The sequence below is a fragment of the Desulfovibrio sp. 1214_IL3152 genome (assembly GCF_036763055.1).
Classification (GTDB): domain Bacteria; phylum Desulfobacterota; class Desulfovibrionia; order Desulfovibrionales; family Desulfovibrionaceae; genus Desulfovibrio.
In genome coordinates this window covers 1-5612 of sequence record NZ_JBAIYW010000471.1, presented here as the reverse complement: position 1 = coordinate 5612, position 5612 = coordinate 1, and the positions used below count along the sequence as shown (strand labels likewise).

The 5612-nt window shown below is 58.6% G+C and carries 6 protein-coding genes and 1 riboswitch; of the genes, 5 read left to right on the top strand and 1 reads right to left on the bottom strand.

All coding sequences use genetic code 11. From position 1 onward, the window contains the following. Positions 1-149 precede the first annotated feature (149 nt). Positions 150-419 (bottom strand): hypothetical protein, encoded by a 270-nt coding sequence (locus V6C07_RS09980; RefSeq protein WP_333536296.1) that lies wholly within the window; start codon positions 417-419, stop codon positions 150-152. Positions 420-977: 558 nt separating this feature from the next. On the opposite strand from V6C07_RS09980, the gene dsrA reads away from it, so the two are divergent. The 5 genes from dsrA to V6C07_RS09955 form a co-directional block, all read left to right on the top strand. After that, the gene (dsrA, locus tag V6C07_RS09975) at positions 978-2291 is read left to right on the top strand and encodes a dissimilatory-type sulfite reductase subunit alpha (RefSeq protein WP_333536294.1); all 1314 of its coding nucleotides are present in this window, start codon (positions 978-980) and stop codon (positions 2289-2291) included. A gap of 18 nt (positions 2292-2309) precedes the next feature. Next, positions 2310-3455 (top strand): dissimilatory-type sulfite reductase subunit beta, encoded by a 1146-nt coding sequence (gene dsrB / locus V6C07_RS09970; protein ID WP_333536293.1) that lies wholly within the window; start codon positions 2310-2312, stop codon positions 3453-3455. A gap of 57 nt (positions 3456-3512) precedes the next feature. Continuing rightward, on the top strand, positions 3513-3749 hold the full coding sequence (locus tag V6C07_RS09965) for a dissimilatory sulfite reductase D family protein (protein WP_015939294.1): 237 nt from the start codon (positions 3513-3515) through the stop codon (positions 3747-3749). 269 nt (positions 3750-4018) lie between these two features. After that, complete coding sequence (gene amrA / locus V6C07_RS09960) at positions 4019-4594, top strand: AmmeMemoRadiSam system protein A (RefSeq protein WP_333536291.1); 576 nt, start codon at positions 4019-4021, stop codon at positions 4592-4594. A gap of 308 nt (positions 4595-4902) precedes the next feature. Then, a riboswitch (FMN riboswitch) is annotated at positions 4903-5052 on the top strand. Between the two features lie 152 nt (positions 5053-5204). Next, on the top strand, positions 5205-5612 hold a 408-nt coding region (locus V6C07_RS09955), incomplete at its 3' end, for a 3,4-dihydroxy-2-butanone-4-phosphate synthase (protein ID WP_333536289.1).

Below are 5612 nucleotides of genomic sequence, written 5' to 3'. Positions count from 1 at the left end.
GCCCAGAAGGTCACGCAGGGCCGTGTACGACACGGCCCCGTCCAGTTCAAAGCGGCGGCGCTGGGCTGCAAGCGCGTGATAGACCGTGCAGTAGTCACGCACGAGGTCACGCACAAGAAAGTCGCGGTTTGCCAGCAGCCAACGTCCTTTCACGCCTCGTCCTCCTTGAGAAGCGCCCGGGCCACTGCCAGATCATAAAGCCTGAGAGGGTCGGCCTCGGGGTTGCGTTCCTGCTGGTACATCTGGGCGGCGTCCTGCACGACACTCATGCTGAGCCAGGGGTGGCGGTCCCATACTTCGGGCAGGTCGGAGCGCCAGAGGCGGAACTCCACTTCGCCGTGCTCGCCGCGCCGCACATAGACGCGGGAAAGGCTGTTGCCCGCCTGGGGATGGTAGTACAAACCGAGTTCGTCTTTCATGATGGGAAGGTTCCTTGAAAATGGCGCCGGAGTGACGGCGGCTGTTCTGTAAGATGTTGCGCAGTGTACGCTGAAAAGAGAGGATTTGCCAAGGGCGGAGGCGCCGCATATGTGAAAAAAGGTACATGTTGCGAAAAAAAGTTGCACAAATGGCAAAAAAATTGGTATTAACAGGCCATATACAGACGGGACACACCGGGGCGATGCTTGCGCCTCAGGGCGCAAGGGCTTGCGCTCCGGGCTTTGCGCCCGCAATTTGCGCATATAATCCCGCCCAGGTTGTCATTGGCGCAAAATTGCGCTATGTAGTGAGTTGACCGCGTTGCGGCCTAGAGGGGCCGAGGTTTTGACTCGCCCGTCTTACGCGATCCCTTGGGGCGTCCCGTATTTCACGGGGCGGGCGCGTTGCGGCGGGAGGCAATGCCCGTCGGCAGGAAACTTTTTTTGTTTCCACCCGTGCCCGGTGCGGAGTGCGCTCAGGCGCCAGCCCCGGATCGCCGCACTTGACCGGTACATCACGCGCTGCGTGATACAAACAAACCATGTGGAGGTATGGCAATGGCGAAACATGCAACCCCCCTGTTGGACCAGCTGGAAAGCGGCCCCTGGCCGAGCTTTGTGTCCGACATCAAGCAGGAAGCGGCCTATCGGGCCGCGAATCCCAAGGGTCTTGACTATCAGATCCCCGTGGACTGCCCTGAAGACCTGCTGGGTGTGCTTGAGCTTTCCTACAATGAGAAGGAAACCCACTGGAAGCACGGCGGCATCGTGGGCGTGTTCGGTTACGGCGGCGGCGTTATCGGCCGTTACTGCGACCAGCCCGAAATGTTCCCCGGCGTGGCCCACTTTCACACCATGCGTGTGGCCCAACCCGCTGCCAAGTACTATCACAGCAAATTCCTGCGTGACCTGTGCGACATATGGGATCTGCGCGGCTCCGGCCTGACCAACATGCACGGCTCCACCGGCGACATCGTGCTGCTCGGCACCCAGACCGCCCAGCTGGAAGAAATCTTCCACGAACTGACCCACAAAATGAACGTGGACCTTGGCGGCTCCGGTTCCAACCTGCGTACGCCTGAAGCCTGTCTCGGTCAGTCCCGCTGCGAATATGCCTGCTATAACACGCAGGACATGTGCTACCAGCTGACCATGGACTATCAGGACGAACTGCACCGCCCCGCGTTCCCCTACAAGTTCAAATTCAAGTTCGACGGCTGCCCCAACGGCTGCGTGTGCGCCATGGCGCGCTCTGACTTTGCCGTTGTCGGTACCTGGAAGGACGACATCAAAATCGACCAGGAAGCCGTGAAGGCTTACGTGGCCGGTGAATTTGCTCCCAACGCCGGCGCTCACTCCGGCCGCGACTGGGGCAAGTTTGACCTGCAGAAAGAAGTGGTGGACCGCTGCCCCTCCCAGTGCATGAAGTGGGACGGTTCCAAACTTTCCATCAAAACCGCTGATTGCGTGCGCTGCATGCATTGCATCAACACCATGCCCCGCGCCCTGCGCATCGGCGACGAGCGCGGCGCGAGCATCCTCGTAGGCGCCAAGGCTCCCGTGGTTGACGGCGCCCAGATGGGTTCGCTGCTCGTGCCCTTCGTTTCCTGTGAAGCTCCCTACGATGACGTCAAAGAAGTCATCGAAAAGATCTGGGATTGGTGGATGGAAGAAGGCAAAAACCGCGAACGCGTGGGTGAAACCATGAAGCGTCTGTCCTTCCAGAAACTGCTGGAAGTCACCGACACTCCTGCTGCCGCCTACCACGTCAAGGAACCCCGCTCCAACCCGTACATCTTCTTCAAGGAAGAAGAAGTTACCGGTGGTTGGGACCGTGACCTCGCCGCTTACCGCAAACGCCATCAACGCTAGTCAAAGGGGGAGAAGAACATGGCATTTATTTCTTCCGGGTACAATCCCGCAAAACCGATGGAAGGCCGTATCACTGACATCGGCCCCCACAAGTATGATGAATACTTTCCGCCGATCATCAAGAACAACTTCGGCAAGTGGCTCTATCACGAAATTCTGGAGCCCGGCGTGCTGCTGCACGTGTCCGAAACCGGCGACAAGTGCTACACCGTCCGCGTGGGCGGTACCCGCACCATGTCCATCACGCTGATCCGCGAACTGTGCGACATCGCTGACAAGTACTGTGGCGGCTACCTGCGCTTTACCACCCGTAACAACATTGAGTTCATGGTGGACAGCGAAGAAGGCATGAAGGCCCTGCGCGACGACCTGAACAGCCGCAAGTTTGACGGCGGCTCGTTCAAGTTCCCCGTGGGCGGCACCGGCGCCGGCATCAGCAACATGGTGCACACCCAGGGCTGGGTGCACTGCCATACGCCTGCCACCGACGCCTCCGGCCCGGTCAAGGCCGTGATGGACGTTGTGTTTGAGGACTTCAAGTCCATGCGTCTGCCCGCCCCCGTGCGCATTGCCCTTGCCTGCTGCATCAACATGTGCGGCGCTGTGCACTGCTCCGACATCGGCCTTGTGGGCATCCACCGCAAGCCGCCCATGATCGACCACGAGTGGACCGACCAGCTGTGCGAAATTCCCCTGGCCGTGGCCGCTTGCCCCACTGCCGCCGTGCGTCCCACCAAGGTGGAGCTTGACGGCAAAAAGGTGAACTCCATCGCCATCAAGAACGAACGCTGCATGTACTGCGGTAACTGCTACACCATGTGTCCCGCGCTGCCCATCTCGGACGGCGACGGCGACGGCGTTGCCATCATGGTGGGCGGCAAGGTTTCCAACCGCATCAGCATGCCCAAGTTCTCCAAGGTCGTTGTGGGTTACATCCCCAACGAACCGCCCCGCTGGCCTTCGTTGACCAAGACCGTGAAGCACATCGTTGAAGTGTACGCTGCCAATGCCAATAAATACGAACGCCTGGGCGACTGGGCTGAGCGCATCGGCTGGGAAACCTTCTTCAAGCTGACCGGCCTTGAGTTCACCCACCACCTTATCGACGACTTCCGTGACCCTGCCTACTACACCTGGCGGCAGAGCACGCAGTTCAAGTTCTAGGACTATCTTGTTTTAACCCCGGCGGCGCATCCGCGCCGCCGGGACAGGAGAATCACCATGGCTGACGACAAAGATATTGTTGTTGATTTTCTGAACAGCAAAGCCGCCTCCAAGTCCAAGTTCTATTTCAAGGACTTTACGGACCTGTTCCCTGACAAAGGTCCCCGCGACGTGAAGAAGATCCTCACCAAGCTGGTTAACGAAGAAGTGCTGGAGTTCTGGTCTTCCGGTTCCACCACCATGTATGGCCTGAAGGGTGCCGGCAAGCAGTCCCACGCTGAAGGCGAAGACTAGCGTTTGGCCTTTTTAGCCGCATGCAGCGTCACAACCGGCTTTTTGTTCCGAAACCGACCAGTTCGTTTTCGCAATGAGAGCCTGTGTATTTTGTCTGCGGCTAAAAATTTCCAAGCACCGGGCCTGATCCGTTCTTGGCCTGCGCGAGGCGCGTCAGCCTTTGCGTGAAAGCCTTATCAAGAAGTGTCGCAACGATTGTTGCGGCACTTCTTGCTTTGTAGAGTATTATTCTGCACTGTATCGTAAAACTGATATGGAAAGGAGTGGATATGGACACCCCGTTCAACCTTACCGATGCAGAGAAGAATTTTTTAAGCCGCCAGGCCCGAATGTCCATCGAAGCCGGCTTGCTGGGCAAAACAGTGCCTTCCATCCCCGAGCCGCCGGAAAGCCTGCATCGACCCCAGGCGCCGCTGCTGCGGCCTTTGGGTGCGTTTGTAACCATTACCCTCCATCAGGCCCTGCGGGGCTGCATCGGCAATATTGTCGGGCGGGAACCCCTGTATAAAAGCGTCTGGCATCTGGCAGCTGCGGCCGCTTTCAGTGATCCCCGCTTTTCTCCCCTGACGCTTGATGAGTGGCGCAAGGCCGAACTGGATATTTCTGTGCTGGGTACGTTGCAGTCCTGCCCGGACCCGGAAAAAATAGAGGTGGGTGTTCACGGTCTCGTCCTGCAATGGCAAGGACACAGTGGCGTTTTTCTGCCGCAGGTTCCTGTGGATCAGGGCTGGAACAGGCTGGAGTATCTGGACAATCTTTGCCTCAAGGCCAACCTGCCCAAGGGAAGCTGGCAAAACCCGGGAGCGGAACTGCTTTGCTTTGAGGCTTTTGTTTTTCCCGCTTGAAATGAAGCGGCCCTCCAGTTTCGCGTCACAAGGCAATGTATGGCGTGATTTTCCCGGCATTGCGCGGGCTGGGGCAAGTGACGAAAGCCATGCGCAAAAGACTGCCTTGCCGTGTGCGGGCGCTCGCAAGCGCCGCAGGCGCGGCAGAAATGTCAGCAATGTCAAAGCGAAATTGCTCTAAGTTTCCGGCTTCCTCAGGCACACGTTTTGGCAAGGCTTGCCTTGTGTCTTTTTCTGCAAACAATTCCACGCTCATGTTTTTTCATGGTACGACGCCTTGCGTAACCGGTCGTGAAAGCGTATGTTGTTTCTGTTTCTCAGGGCGGGGTGCAAGTCCCCACCGGCGGTGATACGGCGGCCTTATGGCCTGCGTCAGCCCGCGAGCGCCCATGCTGGGGTCAGCAGATTCGGTGAGAATCCGAAGCCGACGGTAACAGTCCGGATGGAAGAGAACGGTTACAGCCGCCAATGGCCTTGCGCATGTGCGCCGGGTTTTTGCTGCCGCGTGTGAGCTTTCGCCTTTGGCGAAGTTTCCGGTGGCATTCCTTTGGCGGCCCGTCCACGCCCTGATGCACCCTCTCCCGGCATTGACCGGAAAACGGAGAACGGCATGCATCAGTCCTCATTGTCTCTTGATTCCTTTGGCAGCTCGCACGAGCGTGTGCAGAAAGCGCTGGCGTCCTTGCGCGCCGGTGGCGGTGTTCTGGTGGTGGATGATGAAGACCGGGAAAATGAAGGTGACCTCATTTTTCCGGCCCGGACCATCACCGTGCCGCAAATGGCCATGCTCATAAGGCATTGCAGCGGTATTGTCTGCCTGTGCCTTACAGACGAGTACACGCGGCGTCTTGGCCTGCCCATGATGACAGAGCACAACACCAATACGCAGCAAACGGCGTTCACCATTTCCATCGAAGCCGCCACTGGCGTGACCACCGGGGTTTCCGCCTCTGACCGTGTGGCGACCATTCAGGCCGCCGTGGCGGAAAACGCGCGCCCGGAAGACCTGCGCCGTCCG

What these genes read in the sequence shown, in the direction of transcription:
- V6C07_RS09980 (WP_333536296.1), bottom strand. Translation starts at nt 419, where the DNA reads ATGAAAGACGAACTCGGTTTGTACTACCATCCCCAGGCGGGCAACAGC.
- dsrA (WP_333536294.1), top strand. Translation starts at nt 978, where the DNA reads ATGGCGAAACATGCAACCCCCCTGTTGGACCAGCTGGAAAGCGGCCCC.
- dsrB (WP_333536293.1), top strand. Translation starts at nt 2,310, where the DNA reads ATGGCATTTATTTCTTCCGGGTACAATCCCGCAAAACCGATGGAAGGC.
- V6C07_RS09965 (WP_015939294.1), top strand. Translation starts at nt 3,513, where the DNA reads ATGGCTGACGACAAAGATATTGTTGTTGATTTTCTGAACAGCAAAGCC.
- amrA (WP_333536291.1), top strand. Translation starts at nt 4,019, where the DNA reads ATGGACACCCCGTTCAACCTTACCGATGCAGAGAAGAATTTTTTAAGC.